General features: G+C 65.8%; 15 protein-coding genes. 1 reads left to right on the top strand and 14 read right to left on the bottom strand.

Annotated elements, in window-relative coordinates; translation table 11 throughout:
• Positions 1-60: 60 nt before the first annotated feature.
• The 13 genes from MRBLAR12_RS19180 to MRBLAR12_RS19120 form a co-directional block, all read right to left on the bottom strand.
• Complete coding sequence (locus tag MRBLAR12_RS19180) at positions 61-1,410, bottom strand: MFS transporter (protein ID WP_229994542.1); 1,350 nt, start codon at positions 1,408-1,410, stop codon at positions 61-63.
• A gap of 137 nt (positions 1,411-1,547) precedes the next feature.
• Positions 1,548-1,676 (bottom strand): hypothetical protein, encoded by a 129-nt coding sequence (locus tag MRBLAR12_RS19175; protein ID WP_290369378.1) that lies wholly within the window; start codon positions 1,674-1,676, stop codon positions 1,548-1,550.
• A gap of 12 nt (positions 1,677-1,688) precedes the next feature.
• Positions 1,689-2,456, bottom strand: a complete 768-nt coding sequence (locus MRBLAR12_RS19170) for an SDR family NAD(P)-dependent oxidoreductase (RefSeq protein WP_364747669.1) — start codon at positions 2,454-2,456, stop codon at positions 1,689-1,691.
• Positions 2,457-2,492: 36 nt separating this feature from the next.
• Positions 2,493-3,479 carry a 3-hydroxyacyl-CoA dehydrogenase family protein gene (locus MRBLAR12_RS19165; protein ID WP_229994544.1) on the bottom strand — a complete coding sequence of 329 codons (987 nt, stop codon included), beginning with the start codon at positions 3,477-3,479 and terminating at the stop codon, positions 2,493-2,495.
• A 2-nt stretch (positions 3,480-3,481) separates the two neighbouring features.
• Positions 3,482-3,964, bottom strand: a complete 483-nt coding sequence (locus tag MRBLAR12_RS19160; protein ID WP_229994545.1) for a ribose-5-phosphate isomerase — start codon at positions 3,962-3,964, stop codon at positions 3,482-3,484.
• Positions 3,961-5,733 (bottom strand): dihydroxyacetone kinase subunit DhaL, encoded by a 1,773-nt coding sequence (gene dhaL / locus MRBLAR12_RS19155; protein WP_364747667.1) that lies wholly within the window; start codon positions 5,731-5,733, stop codon positions 3,961-3,963. Before dhaL ends, MRBLAR12_RS19160 begins: the two co-directional genes overlap by 4 nt.
• A gap of 127 nt (positions 5,734-5,860) precedes the next feature.
• Positions 5,861-6,865: a sugar phosphate isomerase/epimerase family protein gene (locus MRBLAR12_RS19150; protein WP_229994547.1), complete on the bottom strand. Its 1,005-nt coding sequence runs from the start codon at positions 6,863-6,865 to the stop codon at positions 5,861-5,863.
• A 79-nt stretch (positions 6,866-6,944) separates the two neighbouring features.
• Positions 6,945-8,069, bottom strand: coding sequence for an NAD(P)-dependent oxidoreductase (locus tag MRBLAR12_RS19145; RefSeq protein ID WP_364747665.1), 1,125 nt, complete (start codon positions 8,067-8,069; stop codon positions 6,945-6,947).
• Positions 8,066-9,406, bottom strand: a complete 1,341-nt coding sequence (locus MRBLAR12_RS19140; RefSeq protein ID WP_229994548.1) for an MFS transporter — start codon at positions 9,404-9,406, stop codon at positions 8,066-8,068. The genes MRBLAR12_RS19145 and MRBLAR12_RS19140 overlap by 4 nt, the downstream gene beginning before the upstream one ends.
• Before the next feature lie 186 nt (positions 9,407-9,592).
• Complete coding sequence (locus MRBLAR12_RS19135) at positions 9,593-10,303, bottom strand: GntR family transcriptional regulator (protein ID WP_364747663.1); 711 nt, start codon at positions 10,301-10,303, stop codon at positions 9,593-9,595.
• Between the two features lie 124 nt (positions 10,304-10,427).
• A complete protein-coding gene (locus MRBLAR12_RS19130; protein ID WP_364747661.1) occupies positions 10,428-11,498 on the bottom strand; it encodes an alkene reductase in 1,071 nt (356 codons plus the stop codon).
• Positions 11,499-11,576: 78 nt separating this feature from the next.
• Entirely contained in the window at positions 11,577-12,635 is a 1,059-nt protein-coding gene (locus tag MRBLAR12_RS19125; RefSeq protein WP_364747659.1) for a 2,3-butanediol dehydrogenase, read from the bottom strand.
• A 145-nt stretch (positions 12,636-12,780) separates the two neighbouring features.
• Complete coding sequence (locus MRBLAR12_RS19120; protein ID WP_364747658.1) at positions 12,781-14,571, bottom strand: NAD(P)/FAD-dependent oxidoreductase; 1,791 nt, start codon at positions 14,569-14,571, stop codon at positions 12,781-12,783.
• A 205-nt stretch (positions 14,572-14,776) separates the two neighbouring features.
• Here MRBLAR12_RS19120 and MRBLAR12_RS19115 point away from each other — a divergent pair, with 205 nt between their 5' ends.
• Positions 14,777-16,114: a GAF domain-containing protein gene (locus tag MRBLAR12_RS19115; protein WP_414645546.1), complete on the top strand. Its 1,338-nt coding sequence runs from the start codon at positions 14,777-14,779 to the stop codon at positions 16,112-16,114.
• A gap of 20 nt (positions 16,115-16,134) precedes the next feature.
• On the opposite strand, the gene MRBLAR12_RS19110 is transcribed toward MRBLAR12_RS19115, so the two are convergent.
• Positions 16,135-16,509: a hypothetical protein gene (locus MRBLAR12_RS19110; RefSeq protein ID WP_364747654.1), complete on the bottom strand. Its 375-nt coding sequence runs from the start codon at positions 16,507-16,509 to the stop codon at positions 16,135-16,137.
• Positions 16,510-16,711: the final 202 nt, after the last annotated feature.

Below are 16,711 nucleotides of genomic sequence, written 5' to 3'. Positions count from 1 at the left end.
GTGTTGGTGCTTTCTGCTGGATCCAGTTGATGGGCGCTGGAAGGCGGGGGCTGGGAGGCCTTACTGCTCCAGCAGTTCGTCGGCCTTGTTCTTGAAGCGGCGGGTCGCGAACATCATGGCCGCTGCCAGGAACGGGAGCACGCCGAGGGCGTAGACGCCCATGGTGCCCGTGTCCGAGGCGGTGATCTGGTTGACCGAGGTCCGCAGGATCGGCGCCACGAAGCCGCCGAGGTTTCCGAGCGAGTTGATCAGGCCGATGCCCGCGGCCGCAGCCGTTCCGGTGAGGAACGCCGTCGGGTAGGACCAGGCGATGGGGCCGATGGAAAGGAAGGAGCACACGGCCAGGGTGATGAAGATGATGCCGAGTGCCGGAATGTGGTTTGCGCCGGCCCACGCGGAGCCGAAGATGCAGAGACCGGTAGAGATGAACAGCCCAGTGCCCCAGACCCGGCGGCGGACTACCGTGTTGGCGGCCTTGCCGATGAAGTAACAGGCAAAGATGCCGAAGAACCACGGGATGGCTGCCATCAGTCCGACGGCGATGCCCACCTTCTGCCCGGTCAGCTGGGCCACCTGCTGCGGCAGGTAGAACGTGACGCCGTAGACGGCGATCTGCAGGCAGAAGTAGATGATGGTGAAGTACCAGACCTTGCCATTCTTCATGGCAGCCAGGACGCCGCGCGGCCCGGACTCTTCCTTGACGGTGTCCTCGAGCGCCATGACTTCCAGGAGCGCGCGCTTCTCGTCCTTGTCCAGGAATTTGGCATCCTGCGGGCTGTTGATCAGGAAGAAGTACGCGGCGATGCCGGCGATGACCGCCAGCATGCCTTCGACGAAGAACATGACCTGCCAGCCCTGGACCCCGGGGACCTGGTCGCCGATGTTGATCAGCCAGCCGGAGAGCGGGGCGCCCAGCATCTGGGAGAACGGCTGGGCCAGGTAGAAGATGGCGAACATCTTGACGCGGACCTTGTTGGGGAACCACGCGGCCAGGAACATGATGACGCCGGGGAACAGCCCGGCCTCGGTGACACCCAGCAGGAACCGCAGGATGATGAAGGACGTCTCGCCCTGGACGAACGCGAAGCAGGCAGAGACGATGCCCCAGGTGATGGCGATGCGGGCCAGCCACACCTTCGCCCCGAACTTGGTCAGGAGCAGGTTGCTCGGGATTTCGAACAGGGCGTAGCCGATGAAGAAGATCCCGGCGCCCAGGGCGTAGGCCCCGGCAGTGATGCCCTTGTCCACGCCGAGAGCGGCCTCGGCGAAGCCCACGTTGGTGCGGTCCAGGAAGGCGACCACATAGAGGATCACCAGCATGGGCATGAGCCGGCGGGAGGCCTTGGAGATAGCCGATTTAAGTACCGGTGTCTCCAGTAGGTCCCGGGTGGACGTTGTTGTTACGGTCATCAAAAAACTCCTCGTCGAGCAATCAGTGGGGTAAATCAGTTGCGTGGAGAACGGCCGGATCCGGCCAGCCCAAATGAGGCCAGCCCAAATGAGGCCAGCCCAAATGAGGCCAGGCCGGATCCGGCCGGGAACAACTTCTAGCGTGAAAAAGCCATCATCAGGACGCCGGCCAGGCAGGCCAGGATCCCGACGGCGAGGTAGATCTTCCGTCCCTTGCTCCAGGCCGCGAATCCGGAGGCAGCGGGGGTTTGGCTGTGTTGTGCCACGATGCTTCTTCCTTAGTGCATGTAGAGTCCGCCATCCACATTCAGCGTCTGGCCGGAGATGTAACCGGCGTCCTCGCTGATGAGGAAGGCGATGGCTGCTGCGATGTCCCGGGTGGAGCCAACGCGGTTGACCACGAGGTCTTTGGTCAGTTCGTCCTTGCGTTCATCGCTGAGGGTGCCGCCCATGATGTCGGTGTCGATGGGGCCCGGTGAGATGGCGTTGACGGTGATGTCGTATTCGCCCAGTTCGCGGGCCGTTGCCCGGGTCAGGCCGATCACGCCGGCCTTCGCCACCGAGTACGGCGTCTTGGAGAACGTGCCGCCGCCGCGCTGCGCGGAGACAGAGGAGATGTTCACGATGCGCCCGATCCTGTTCTTCACCATGGATTCTGCGACGCGGCGCGTGGCGTAGTGGACGCCGTTGAGGTTGATGTTGAGCACGCGGTCCCATTCGGCGGCGTCGAGTTCCAGGTAGGGAACCGGCGAGCTGACACCTGCCACGTTGGCGAGCGCAACGATCTGCGGCAGCTCCGCCTCGATGGTGTCGATTGCCGCGCGGACCGAGCTTTCGTCGGAAACGTTGGCGCCGGCGCCGAACGCCTTGACGCCGTGCTCGGCGGCCAGTTCCGTGGCCGCGGCCTTGCAGAGTGCGTCATCGAGATCGATGATGCCGATGTTCCAGCCCTGGGCCGCCAGGTAGCTGGCGGTGGCGCGGCCGATGCCTCGCTCGGACACGGCGCCGGTGATGATGGCCGTGCGTTCTGCGGGGAAAGTGCTCATTGGAAGGCTCCTGAAGTGAAAGTGGAAGGTGCGGACTCAGTTGATGGGAGCGGGGCCGAGCTCGTCGATGAGCTTCTGCATGGCCACGTACGCCTTGTTCCGGTACGCGATCAGTTCCGGCGTGCGCTCCGCCGGGACGTTCAGGAAGCCCGCTCCTGTTTTGGTGCCCAGCTTTCCGGCCTCCACCAGCTCGGTGAGGATCTTCGGGGTGGCGAACCGTTCCGGGAAGTCGGTCTGGAGCGACTTGTAGCAGAAGTTGTAGACGTCCAGTCCGGCCATGTCGGCGATCGCGAAGGGCCCGAAGAACGGCAGACGGAAGCCGAAGGTGGTCCGGACCAGGGTGTCGACGTCTTCCGCGGTCGCGATTTCCTGCTCCACCAGCTGGGCGGCCTCGTGGAACAGCGCGTACTGGAGCCGGTTGAGCACGAATCCGGTCACATCCTTGACGACGGCGGTCTGCTTGTTGGCCGCATGCACGAGGTCGCGGACGGCGCCGACAGTGACTGCCGAGGTACCGGCGTGAGGGATGATTTCCACACCCGGGATGAAGGGCGACGGGTTGGAGAAGTGCACGCCCAGGAAGCGTTCCGGATTGGTGACCGGCTCGGACAGGTCCGCGATGGAGATCGTGGACGTGTTGGAGCCGATGATGGCATCCGGGCGGGCAGCCGCACTGATGCGGGCGAGGGTCTGGTGCTTGATCTCGATGACCTCGGGGACAGCTTCTTCGATGAAGTCCGCGTCCGCCACGGCTTCCTCGATGTCCTTGGCGGCCCAGAGGTTTTCCTTCAGGATGGCGGTGGAGCCTTCCGGGAAAAGCCCCGCGGCAACGAATTCGTCAGATTCGGCCAGGAGCCGCTCGTAGTTCTTCAGGGCGACTTCGGCGGACACGTCCGCGAGTGCAACCCGGGCGCCGCCGAGCGCCAGGACCTGCGCGATCCCGCCGCCCATGTAGCCGGAGCCGACGACGGCGATCTTGCGGGCGGCGTTGATGGCCGCTGCGGTAGCTGTTGATTCGGTCATGTTCAGACTGCCTTCGTGTATTCGGGCTCGTACGAGCAGATGGCGTCCACCTTCGCGGCGGAAGAGGAGTTTTCATCGAAGCGGTGGCTCAGCCATTCGCCCACGAGCTTCTTGGCGAGTTCCAGCCCGATGACGCGCTGCCCCATGGTGAGCACCTGGGCGTTGTTGCTCAGGACCGACCGTTCCACGGAGTAGCTGTCGTGGGCGGTGACAGCGCGGATGCCGGGGACCTTGTTGGCCGCGATGGCCACGCCCAGGCCGGTGCCGCAGATCAGCAGCGCCCGGTCGGCTTCGCCCTCGGCGATTTTGCGGGCCGCGTCGACAGCCACGTGCGGGTAGGCGGTGGAGTCGTCGGGTCCGACGCCGATATCCAGCACGGAGGCGACGCGGGGGTCGGCTTCGAGCAGCGCCTTCAGGGCGTTCTTGTATTCGACGCCGGCCTCATCGTTGCCGACGACGATGCGCCAGCCTGCTGTTGTGCTCATGCTTGTGCTCCTTGTTCCGCCGGCTCGGAAGTAGCGAGCCGGGTTCCTGTGCTGGAAGTGTCGGTGTGTGCAGAAATCCGGGTGGCGATGAGTGCGAAGGACACCGCACCGGGGTCGGGGTGGCCGAGGCTCTTTTCCGCGAGGGGGCGGGCCCGGCCCTTGAGTGGACGCAACCCGGAGGTCGCCTCCGCGGCGGCCGTGGCGGCTTCCGCTGCCGCGGCGAGGGAGGCAGCCACTGGGGTGCCGGCGTCGAACGCGGTGAGGAAGGCGTTCCGGAACGGCACGAGGGCGTCCACCATGGTCTTGTCGCCCAGTTCGGCCTTGCCGAGCTCGGTGATCGCGTCAACGAAGGCCGTGACCGCGGCAGCCGCGTCCTCGCCGCTGTAGCTGTCCTGGTTGCCCAGGGCCTGTCCGGCCGCGATGATCGCCGAGCCCCAGAGTGCGCCCGAGGTGCCGCCGGCGCGTTCGCTCCAGGCCTCCCCTGCAGCGGTCAGGATGCGCGACGGCGAGGCGCCGCCGTCGTTCGCCGCAGCCTGCTCAGCCGCAGTGACTGCCGCGTCCACGCCGCGGCGCATGCCGATGCCGTGGTCGCCGTCGCCGGCGATCGCATCCAGCCGGCCGAGTTCTTCCTCATGCTCAATGATCACGTTCTGCGTCTGGCCGAGCAGGTCGGCAGCCAGCCGGCCAAGGGCTGCCGCCGCTGCGGTGGGGCGCTCGACGTCGGCGGTCTCGGCGGCTTCGGGACCGGCGAGCTCGCGGCGGGCACGGGGCGCCAGGTTTCCCTTGCGGAACGCCGGGGTGTCCGCCGGGGCGGCCCAGTACTGCTCGAGTTCCTCGTCCAGCCACAGCAGGGTCAGGGACAGTCCGGACATGTCCAGGCTGGTGACGAGCTCGCCGCATTCGGGCTCCACCACGGTGAGCCCGGCTGCGGTGAGGAGCTTCTCGATCTTGCCGAACAGCAGGAAGAGCTCGTCGTACTTGACCGTGCCGAGGCCGTTGACGATTGCGACCACGCGGGTGCCGGCGTCGTCCGGCTTGTCGGCCAGGAGCCGGCTGACCAGGAGTTCGGCCAGTTCAGAGGCGGTGGGCATGGGGTGATCGGAGATGCCCGGTTCGCCGTGGATGCCCAGGCCGAGGGACATGTGCCCCGCCGGGACAGTGAACAGCGGCGCGTCCGCCCCGGGCAGGGTGCAGCCGTCGAAGGCCACGCCGAGGGAGCGGGTGCGGTAGTTGGTCCGGATGGCCAGCCGTTCGACGTCGTCCAGGCTCAGTCCGGCCTCGGCGGCGGCGCCGGCGATCTTGAAGACTGTCAGGTCCCCGGCGATGCCGCGGCGCTTCTCGATCTGGTCCAGCGGGGCGCTGGCGATGTCGTCGGTGACCAGGACCGTGCGGGTTTCAATGCCTTCGGCGTTGAGCCGCAGTTGGGCCTGGCCGAAGTGCAGGACGTCGCCGGCGTAGTTGCCGTAGCTCAGCAGCACGCCGCCGCCGGCGTTGGCGGCCTTGGCCACGCGGTAGACCTGGCCGGCCGCGGGCGAGGCGAACATGTTGCCGCAGGCCGAGGCGGTGGCCAGGCCCGGCCCGACGAGGCCGGCGAAGGCCGGGTAGTGCCCGGAGCCGCCGCCGACCACCAGGGCGACCTGCCCGGCCGGGACCTCGGTGGAGCGGACGACGCCGCCGTCGACACGGGCAACGTAGCCGCGGTTGGCCGCAACGAAGCCGTCCAGTGCCTCATCCGCGAAATCAGCGGGATTGTCGAAGATCTGAGTCATGGTTCCTCATTGAATCCGTGTTGGAGAAGTATTGCTGGGGGTAGATCCGGGGTGGTGCGGCCGCCCCCCCAAATGGCTTGACGGCCGCACCAGGCGCCAGCTTCAGGCGCCAGCGTTAGGCACCGGGTCAGACGCCGGCAAGTGCCGTGGCTGCGGGCTGCTGCCGGCCCTGGGCTACCTGGCTCTGGCCGAGGGCGTAGCCGTCGGCCTTCGGCAGGACCTGGCGGCGGAGGTAGTCCTGGTTGCTGGCCGTAACGCTGAGCCCGTCGCCGCCGTAGTGCTCGGTGCACAGGATGCCCTGGAAGCCAACGGAGAGCGCCACCTTGAACGCCTCGCGGTAGTTGATGAGGCCGCTTTCCATCGGGGCCGGCATCGCGACGTAGGTGTCCCTGGCCACGTCCTCGTCGCGGATGTAGTTCTTCATGTGCCAGTAGTTGGAGTACGGGAGGGTCTTGGCCACCATCTCGCGCCAGTCCTCGATCGGGCGGTGGAGCCGGATGAGGTTGCCGATGTCAGGGTTGATGCCGACGTTGGCCAGGCCGATGTCCTGGACCAACTGGACCGAAGAATCCGCGGTGCCGAGGTACGTGTCCTCGTACATTTCGAGCGAGAGCAGGACGCCGACCTCGGCCGCGTGCTGGCCGAGTTCCCGCAGGCGGGTCACAGCCTTGCCCCAGGTTTCCTTATCCCCCACCGGGTCCTTGTAGCCTTCGACGGTCCAGAACCAGAGCTGTTTCTGCTGCTCTGCGGTGATGGCCTGGTGCAGTCCGAAGGAGACGACCTCGCAGCCAAGCTCGGCCGCTGCGTCGATGGTGCGGTGGCTGTACGCCAGATTGGCTTCCCAGTTGGCTGCCTCGATGACGCTGCGGCGGATGGCCGAGATGACGGGGATGCCGATGCCCACGTTGTCCGCGGTCTGCTTGAACTCGGCAAGGCGGGCGGAGCTCAGGTCGCCGGGGCGTACCCAGCTGTCCGTGAGGTCGGCGTTGGCAAAGCCGGCGTCCTTGACCTCGGTGAGGACCTCGGCCCAGGCGGAGGCGTCGGCGTCGTTGATGTGGTTACCCTGCGCGTCGGTTCCCGGGAACTGCAGGAGCGCTGCGGTGATGGGCCAGTTTTCGGCTGTATAAGCCATGGGGGTTCACTCCTTCGTGGAATCCTGTTTCCTATAGGATTTACTATCTGGGGGGATGTTGTCAAGGTCACATCCCGGGTTACGCGCGCCTTGCGGTGAATGCCGCGGTTGCGAAGACCTCCGGATTCAGGACGTTGGCAGGGCGCTCCCCCGCCGCGACGGCCAGGATCGAGGCAATGGCGCTGGCCGCGACGTCCCGGGTGAAATCCTCGGTCCAGCACAGGGAATGCGGCGACAGCACCACGTTGTCCAAGGTCAGTAGCTCGTCATTGGGAAGTAGGGGTTCCGGCTCAAAGACGTCCAGGCCGGCGCCGGCGATCCGGCCGTCCCGGAGGACGTCCCGGAGGGCATCCGTGTCCACGAGCTTTCCGCGGCCGATATTGATCAGGTAGGCGCTGGGCTTCATCCGGGCCAACGCGGTGGCGTCTATCAGCTTTTCGGTCGCCGGGGTCAGTGCGGCACAGAGGACAACGTAGTCCGAGCGCTCCAGGAGCTCGTTCAGGCCCAGCAGCTCGACGCCGAGCCCGGCGGCCCCCGCATGGCGGCCGCTGCGGTTGTTGCCCACCACTTTCATCCCGAGTGGGGCCAGCAGGCGGGCAAGCTCAGCGCCCACGCTGCCGAAGCCCACGATGCCGACCGTCTGGCCCACGAGCGGCGCGCCGCGGTAGTGCTCGCGCTGCACCCAGTCAGAGGTCCGGGTCAGCCTGTCCTTGGCCAGGAGCTTGTGCGAGAGCGCCAGGAGCAGCGTCAGCCCCGCCACCGCCAACGGCCGCCGGATCGCGTCCGGGGTGTTGGTGACAACGACGCCGGCGCGGGTGCAGGCGTCCAAATCGATGGTTTCGTAGCCGGCCCCGAACCGGGCGATCAGCCTCAGGTCCGGAGCGTGGTCCACGGTGCGTGAATCGAAAGCGATGTGTCCCAGTGACAGAACGGCCTGGACCCCGGCGAGGTCGGGCAGCGGAACCGGGTCTGTGTAGCTGGGCAGGACGTTCCAACTGATGCCATTCTCAGTGAGTCGTTGCAGCCCCAGGTCGCCGTGGATGGAGCTGCCGTCCGGCCGGGCGGCGTCGGCCGTGACGGCCACGGTGAACGGCGGGCGGGCGGTTCCCGCTGTGATGGTTTCCGCCGTGGTGGTTCCCGCCGCCGGGGCGGTCGCCGAGTTGGCGACCGCCGTCGTGGTCAATGCATTTGTTGCTGCGCTCATGCGTCGGTTCGGCTTTCTGTCTGCGTTGCTGCGGTCTTGTCCTTGATGGGTTCGCGGACCAGCACCGTGTAAGCCACGGCGGCCAGGGCCGCGATGATGCCGCCGATAACGAACGACGGCGCGTAGGAGCCGGTGGCATCGGCGATCACGCCGGTCAGCAGCGGGGCAAAGGCGCCGCCGAAGTAGCCGCCGAAGTTCTGGATGGCACCGACCGAGGCAACCTGGGAGTTATCCACGATGTCGCCGGGCATGGCCCAGGCGGCCGCCTGCATGGTGGCGACGAAGCCCAGCGCCACAGTCATGACAGCGATGGCGAGCGGAAGGGAATCCACGAACGGGATGAGGCAGATCAGGATGCCGGCCGCGACGGCGGCTACGGACATCACGTGGCGCTTGGCCAGCAGCGGATCGCGGCCTGCCTTCTTCGAGTAGCGTGTCATGACCCAGCCGCCGGTGATGCCGAGGATGGCTGCGCCGAGGTACGGGACGGCGGCGAGCCAGCCGGAGCTGGCGATGCTGGCACCGCGTTCTTCCTGCAGGTAGAGCGGCAGGAAGACGATGAAGATGTTCCAGATCCAGATGACGCAGAAGAAGCCGGCCATCATGCCCCAGATTTGGCGGTGCTTGAAAAGTCCGAGCCACGAGACTTTCTTGGCGGTCAGAAGCTGGGTGGTGCGCTGGCTTTCGATGTAGTCCAGTTCCTTGGAGCTGATGCGTTTGTGCTCTTCGGGAGCGCGGTAGTAAAGGAAGAAGGCCAGCGCCAGCACGAGGCCTGCGACGCCGAGGAATACGAAGATGGCCTGCCAGCCGAAGGCGAGCATGATGGCGGTCAGGACGGGCGGCGCGATGGCGGGTCCCCATTTGGACCCGCTATCCCAGATGGCGGTGGCCTGTCCGCGCTCGGCCCGGGGGAACCAGTCAGCGGTGAGCTTGGCCGACGCAGGCCCGTTCGGGGCTTCGGTGATGCCGAGCAGGAAGCGGAAGGTGATGAACTGCCACATCTTGGTGCCGACGGCCATCAGCGCTGTCGCGATGCTCCAGCCCGCGATCGCCAGGAAGTACATCCGGCGGGCGCCCAGCTTGTCCACGAGCCAGCCCGCGGGCAGCTGGGCAAAAGCGTAGGTCCAGGAGAACACCGTGCCCAGGAGGCCAATGTCCGTGCGGGTCATTCCGAAGTCTTTGATCAGTTGCGGCGCGGCGATAGAGATCGCGCTGCGGTCCATGTAGTTGATGATGCCGGCGGCCAGCGCCCAGCCGAGGATCCACCACCGCAGATTCTTGATGGTGCGGCGTGTTGCTGACTCCTTGGGCCCTGCGGCCAAAGTTTCTGTTTGCACTCTTCACTCCCTTGTGACTCCCCATGCCGGCACCGTAGCCGTCACAATCGAAGATCCTATAGGGTCTTCTATCTACTGTGAAGGGGGTCACAAAAAAGCTTTTACAGGAGTCTGCTGCGGCCGTCCGCGGGGCTGTCCGCAGGGCCGTCCGCAGGGCCGTCCGCGGGGCCGTCCGCGGAACGGAGTTTATTCGGCGGGAGCGTCCGCGATGGCGCGGCCGCGCACCTTCCGCACGTGCTCGGCCATGGCAGCTGCGGCCTTCTCCGGGTCGCCCGTGGAAAGCGCGTCCAGGACCGCCTGGTGCTCGGCGATGGCCTGCTCCGCGTCGGTGATGCCCACGCCGCCGAACAGGCGGAAGCGCTGGACCTGCCCGCCGAGGGCCGCATAGGCAGCCACCATGAACTGGTTGCCGGTCTGCTCCGCGATCAACCGGTGGAACCGCTCATCGGCTTCCAGATAGTCGCGGTATTCGGCAAACGACGGGCCGCGCGGCGCCTTCTTGAGGTCGGCGACAGCCCTGGCCAGCTCGGCTTGGTGCGCCGGTGTCTGCCGGGCGCACGCCAGGCGGGCATTGACGGGCTCGATGGCCAGCCGCGCTTCCATGAGTTCGGCGAAGTCCTCACGGGTGAACATCGGCGCCACCCGGTAGCCCTTGAGCGCGACACGGCGGACCATTCCGGTGTGTTCGAGCCGGGCAAGCGCCTCGCGCACCGGCGTCGGGGAAACATCGAGCTCCCTGGCGGTGCCATCGATGCTCACAGCGGCCCCGGGTTCGAGCCGCCCGTCCATCAGTGACGCCAAAAGCTCCTCGTAGACGTGGTCGGCGAGGACCTGGCGGCTGACGGGACGGCCCGCGTAGTGGCCCTCAGGGCGACTCCCGGAGGAAGCTGGTTGCATCTTCAGATCCTATAGGACGCCGGACATGCCCATTCTTTAACGCAAAGAGTGGGCAGAACGGTGTTCTGCCCACTCTTCGTTGCCACGGCTGGACATGTCCAGCGGTGGCGGTGCTGGCGCTGCCTTAGTTCTGGTAGGCCGGGTAGTCGGTGTAGCCCTCGGGGCCGTCGGTGTAGAACGTGGCCGGATTCGCCTCGTTGACCGGCAGGCCTTCGCGCCAGCGGCGGACCAGGTCCGGGTTGGCGATGGCGGGGCGTCCGACGACGACGGCGTCAGCGTGGCCGTCTGCGACCAGCGCGGTCGCCTCGTCGCGCGTGGTGACGATGCCGAAGCCGGTGTTGATCAGGAACGTTCCGTTGAACCGTGCGCGCAGGTCCTGGACCAGCTCGCTGGCGGGGTCCTTGTGCAGGATGCTGAGGTAGGCCAGCTTCAGCGGAGCCAGAGCGTCCACGAGGTGGGCGTAGGTGGCCCGGACATCTGCTGCGTCGAGTTCGAGGGCACCTTGAATATTGTGCTCCGGCGAAATGCGGATGCCGACACGATCCGCGCCGATGGCGTCCACCACGGCCTGGGTCACTTCAATCACGAAGCGCGCCCGGTTCTCCGGGGAGCCGCCGTAGACGTCGTCGCGCTGGTTGGCGGCCGGAGTGAGGAACTCGTGCAGAAGGTAACCGTTGGCCGAGTGAAGCTCGACGCCGTCGAATCCTGCCTCTACTGCCTTGCGGGAGGCCGTCACGAATTCCTGGACGATGCCCGGCAGTTCCTCGGTGGCCAGGGCGCGCGGGACAGGGAACGCCTTCTTGCCTTCGTACGTGCGGGTCTCGCCGTCGATGGCAATGGCACTGGGGGCGACTACCTCGTAGCCACCGGTGGTGTCCTGGTGGGTAACCCGGCCGGCGTGCATGACCTGGGCGAAGATGCGGCCGCCCTCAGCGTGCACGGCGGCTGTGACGTTGGCCCAGCCCTTGAGCTGCTCGTCGGTCACGAGCCCGGGCTGGCCCGGGAAGCCTCGGCCTGCGTGGCTCGGGTACGTGCCCTCACTGACGATCAGGCCGAGCGAGGCGCGCTGGCGGTAGTGCTCGACCACCAGCGGGCCGGGGATTCCTTCTTTGCCGGAGCGGACGCGGGTAAGCGGCGCCATGACGAGTCGGTTGGGCAGCTCCAGCTCGCCGAGGGTCATCGGGGAAAACAGCATGCGCAGTTCCTTTCACAATGGATTGGTTCGTTGACGGTAACTGCACAGCGTTTGCAACTATTCCATCTGAGACTCGAATCACGACGGGTGGACGATAATCTTCACCGCAGTGTCGTTGTGGTTGATCAGCGTGTCGAACCCCTTATCCACCAAGTCGTCCAGGGCGATTCTCCCGGTGATGAAGGGCTTCAGGTCTACTTTTCCTTCCTGGACGAGCTTGATGGCCGCTTCATGGTCGCCGCAGTATGCAATGGTGCCCCGCAGATCAATTTCCTTCAGCACCACTTTCTGCATATCCACTGTGGCCGGGTGTCCCCAGATCGAGACGTTCACGACGACCCCCGCCGGCTTCACGACGTCGAGCATCGTGTCCAACACGGCATTCACGCCGGCACATTCAAACGCCGCATTGGCCCCCGCGCCGTTGGTCAGTTCCAGCACGCGCGCCTTGACGTCGTCGGTACTGGGGTCGAGAACGTGATCCGCGACCCCCGACGAAGCCGCCTTCTCCTTGCGGGCGGCCGACAGCTCAGTAACGATCGTGGTGATGCCGATGCCTTTGAGGACCGCGGCGGTCAGGAGCCCGATGGGTCCGGCACCCCCGACGACGGCGACGTCCCCGGCTGTGAGGCCGCTCCTGCCGACTGCGTGGTACGCCACCGCGAGGGGTTCGATAAGTGCGGCCTCGTCCAGGGGGATGTCGCCGACAGGGTGCACCCACCGAGTGTCGACAACGATTTTCTCGCTCAAGCCGCCACCACCGCCCGCCAAACCGATGAAGCCCAACTTGGTGCACAGGTTGTAGTGTCCGCTGAGGCAGGGACCGCATTCATTGCAGACGACGTACGGTTCAACGACGACGTTGTCTCCGACGGACAGGCCGGTGACACCTTCCCCGAGCTCCTCGATAGTGCCGGAGAACTCGTGTCCCAGGGTGACCGGGGCGGCCTCGTGGGTAAGCACGTGGGGGTGGCCGGGCGGCGGGGTGAAAATTGGTCCTTCGAGGAATTCATGGAGGTCGGTGCCGCAGATACCGCACCAGGCCACGGCGATCTTCACCGTTCCCGGACGCAGCTCGGGCTCTTGAATTTCCTCGATCCGGAGATCCTCGCGGGCGTGGAATCGTGCTGCTTTCATGGGGTTTCACCTTCGGATTCCAGGCCGTGGATGCGCCCGATCAGACGCATCCACGGAATGTCGTTGGTTTTCATAGCGGGGCCGTAACCCCAGTCTGGTGGCCGTACCTGGGATTGTCACGACCCTTGTCACTCAGCGGGTGTGGTCAGCGGGTGTGGTGCGTGGGCTGCAACTCGAAGACCGGCGTCGGCAGTCCTTCCATCCTTGCTTTGAGCTGCAGCGCCAGATAGTTGGAGTAGTGGCGGCTCTGGTGCAGGTTGCCGCCGTGGATCCAAAGGTTCTCCACGTTTGTGGGCTTCCACATGTTGCGCAGTTCCCCCTCCCACGGCCCCGGATCCTTGGGAGTGTCCGATCCGAACCCCCAGCACTTGCCAACGGCGTCGGCCACCACGGGCGAGACCAAATCAGCCAACCAGCCGTTCATCGACCCATAGCCGGTGGCGTAAATGATGACGTCGGCATCCAGTTCCGTGCCGTTGGCCATCACGACGGAGTTGCCGGTGATCTTGCTGACCTCGCCATTGGCCAGCTTGACGCGGCCGTCGATGATCAGCTGGGAGGCACCGACGTCGATGTAGTAGCCGGAACCGCGCCTCAGGTACTTCAGGAACAGGCCGGATCCGTCAACGCCGAAGTCCAGGTCAAAGCCGGCAGCCTCGAGCTGGGAGTAGAAATCCGCGTCCCGCCGGGCCATCTCCGCATAAACAGGGATCTGGGCCTCGGGCAGAATCCGGTACGGCAGCGAGGCGAACAGCAGATCGGCTTTCTCCGTGGTGACGCCGTTGGCCAGGGCTTTTTCGGAGTACAGATCGCCGAGGGCCAAGTCCATGAGGGATTCGCTGCGGGCAATATGGGTCGAGGACCGCTGGACCATGGTGACGTCGGCCCCGTGTTCCCAGAGGTCGGCACAGATATCGTGGGCGGAATTGTTGGAGCCGATGACCACGGCCTTCTTGCCGCTCCAGTCTCCGCCGCCCGGGTGCTTGGACGAGTGGTACTGCTCCCCCAGGAAGGACTCGGCGCCGTCGAACGTGGGGACGCTGGGGTACCCCGAAACGCCCAGGGCGAAGACGAGCTGCTTGGGGCGCAGGGTGACCGGTGCGCCGTCGCGCATCACTTCCACCACCCACTCCGCCGAGGATTCATCGAAGCGGGCGTTGGTGCACTCGGTCTTGGACCAGTAGTTCAGCTCCATGATCCGCGTGTAGTTTTCCAACCAGTCGCCGATCTTGTCCTTGGCAGCGAAAACCGGCCAGTCGTCCGGGAACTTCATGTAGGGCAGGTGGTCGTACCAGACCGGATCGTGCAGGTGGAGGGACTTGTAGCGGTTGCGCCACGAGTCTCCCGGGCGCTCGTTCTTCTCGATGATGATGGTGGGCACGCCGAGCCTGCGCAGCCGCGCCCCCAGCCCGATCCCGCCCTGGCCGCCGCCGATGATGACTGTGTAGGGCTGGTCTTCGTACCCGAGGCGCGCCTCTTGCTCTTCCTTCAGTTCCAGCCAGGATTTGCGGCCCTTGGTGATTTCATGGGCGACGCCCTTCGACCGGTTGGGTCCCCTCTTTTCCTCGTATCCCTTGAGCTCCTGCATGGTGGTGAGCAGGGTCCAACATTTGCCGTTCCGGAGGCGCAGATGCGCGTAGCCGCGGGCCTGGGCGGTCTCGAAGTTCACCCAGGCCTCGGCGTTGGCGGCGTCCCCGGTGGCGTCTTCGGCGAGGGTCCAGTTGCTTGGCTGCACGTCATCCAGGGTCGCGTCGAGCATGCGTCTGATGTCTTCCTTGCCCTCAAGGGTCTTGAGGTTCCAGGTGAAGGAGACGAAGTCGCGCCAGTACGAGTCGTCGTCGAAAAGTTCAAGTGCGGCGTCCGTGTTGTGGCCGCGCAGTGCCTCATCGAACTGCGCCAACCACGCCCCGACGACGCCGTTTGGTGTCTCAGGCATGATTCCTCTTTCCGTTGCTGACAGTGGGCCGCTTCCGTTGCGTGACGCCTAGACCACGCAGTGACCCGCATCACAAGTAAAGGTGGCAGGGGGTTACAATCGGGTAACACGGAGCTCTCAAGCTGTCGGCCGGCGCGCACGGTGACCGACGGCGGCAGGGAACCAGCCGGGTGCGACGGTTCGAGGGCGAGTTGGGAGAATGAGGATGCGGCAGGGCAACGGCTCTATCACGCATCCCTCAGACCTCAGGTTTTCAGCGCCGGCGGAGTACGCCCGGATACTCCGCGCGGCGCACGAGACCACCATGTCCGGCACTCCGGATTCCCACCTGTCGCCGTCGCTCATCAAGTCCTGGCAGCGTTCCCTCGCGTTGGGCATCAATCCGGACCAGCACCGTCCGCTGCACCGGCACGAAGTCTCCGAGGCACGATCCCTCAGTGCCGGCCATCGGCTGGCTGCGGTCATGCCTGCCCTGTCACAGTTGCTGGCCGATGAGACCGTGACCGGGCGCCATTTGCTCATTGTGACTGACCACGAAGGTGAAGTGCTGTGGCGCGTTGGTAGCAAACAGGCGCTGCGGCTTGCAGACTCCCTGGAGTTCGTGGAGGGTGCCGACTGGTCCGAGTCAGGGGTGGGCACCAACGCCATTAGCGAAGCTTTGGTGACCGGCGCCCCGGCGCAGCTCTTCTCGGCCGAGCACCTCGTGCGGACCCACCATGACTGGGCCTGCACGGCCTCTCCGATTCGCGACCCTTTGACCGGCCAAATCGTTGGCGTCCTCGATGTCTCCGGCCCGTTCGAGTCGGTCACGCCTGACAGCCTGCGGCTGGTGCGTTGTGGTGTGCGGCTTGCGGAGGAGCTCCTGAAATCTGCTCCGGTTCCCGACGCCGGCGTCGGGCGTTCAGGGCAGCTGACACGACGTCATGAGGGGACAGCGCGCGACGGCGGCTCCCGGGGACAGCTCATGCTGCGGCTTTTGGGGGACGAGCCGTCCGCGGCGGTCGATGGCGGCAGCAGTCGCCCGCTTACACTGCGCCGCGCCGAGATCCTGGCCCTGCTGGCCTCGCGTGACCAGGGCTGGAGTGCCGATGAACTGGCTTGCGAGATTCATGGCGACGCGGGCACCGGCGCGGCGATCCGGACCGAGATGCACCGGATACGCAGCATGCTGGGCGATGTCCTGGAGGCGAACCCCTACCGATTCTCGTCAACCGTCAACGTCGTGACCGACGCCTCGGTTGTGGCAGCCCATCTTCGGGACGGCCGGGTTGCCGAGGCATTCGCGGCCTACCCGGCAAGGCTTCTCACGCGTTCGGTCAATCTGGCGATCGGGTTCATGCGCGACGAGCTCAACACGGCCGTGGGAGCGTCCGTACGCTCCAGCGGTGATGCCAGGCTGATGCTGCAGTGGTGCACGAGCGACATGGGGTCCTTCGATACCGCAACTGCTGCTGCCGCGGTGGCACTGATCGGACCAGACGATCCCCGTTGCCAGCTCGTGAGCGCCCGGATGGCGCGGGTGGACCGCGAGCTGCGAGCCTAGCCCTGAACTGCGGATAGCGATTAGGGCGGAGGCGGGGCGACGCCGGGGCAGCCCTGACCCTGGGGGTTCTGCAGACAGGTATCTGCGTAATTCCTGGTGATCGACCGCCAGACGCTGACGGTTTGCGGCGGCGAGCTGAAGGAGCCTTGGCCCGGGATGGGAAGGGGTGGGCCTCCATTGACGGAGTATGTGCCTTGGAAATGCGTTGTCAGAACCACCGGGAAGTCGCCGGTCTGGGCGTAGACGTGGCTCGTCAAGGTCTTCTCACCCCAGCGGTCCTGCGGCAGCGGTCCACCGGCCGCCGTTTGCGGCCCCAGCGAAGTGCCGTCGCCATAGCTCCAGGTGAATTCCACGGGCCTGGCCACGATTGCGACATCTTGGCCCAACATGTCCACGCTGAAAGTCTGCTCGGCGGCTTCCGCATAGAAATTTGTCTCAGCGCCTCTGAGAGTGTGCGGACTCGGCTGCGTAACACTGCTTCCCGAGTTGATGGGAAGTTGCTGAAATTTGGTCTGAATCTGGGCGGCAATCTGGCCCAGCACGTCCACGGGTTTCTCAAGGTAGACGCAGCGGTCCGGCGAGATGCGGCTCCAGTCA

Origin of the sequence: Arthrobacter sp. LAR12-1-1.1, assembly GCF_040676555.1 — a bacterium.
In the GTDB taxonomy this organism is placed as follows: Bacteria; Actinomycetota; Actinomycetes; order Actinomycetales; family Micrococcaceae; genus Arthrobacter.
This window is presented reverse-complemented; position numbering and strand designations above follow the sequence as displayed.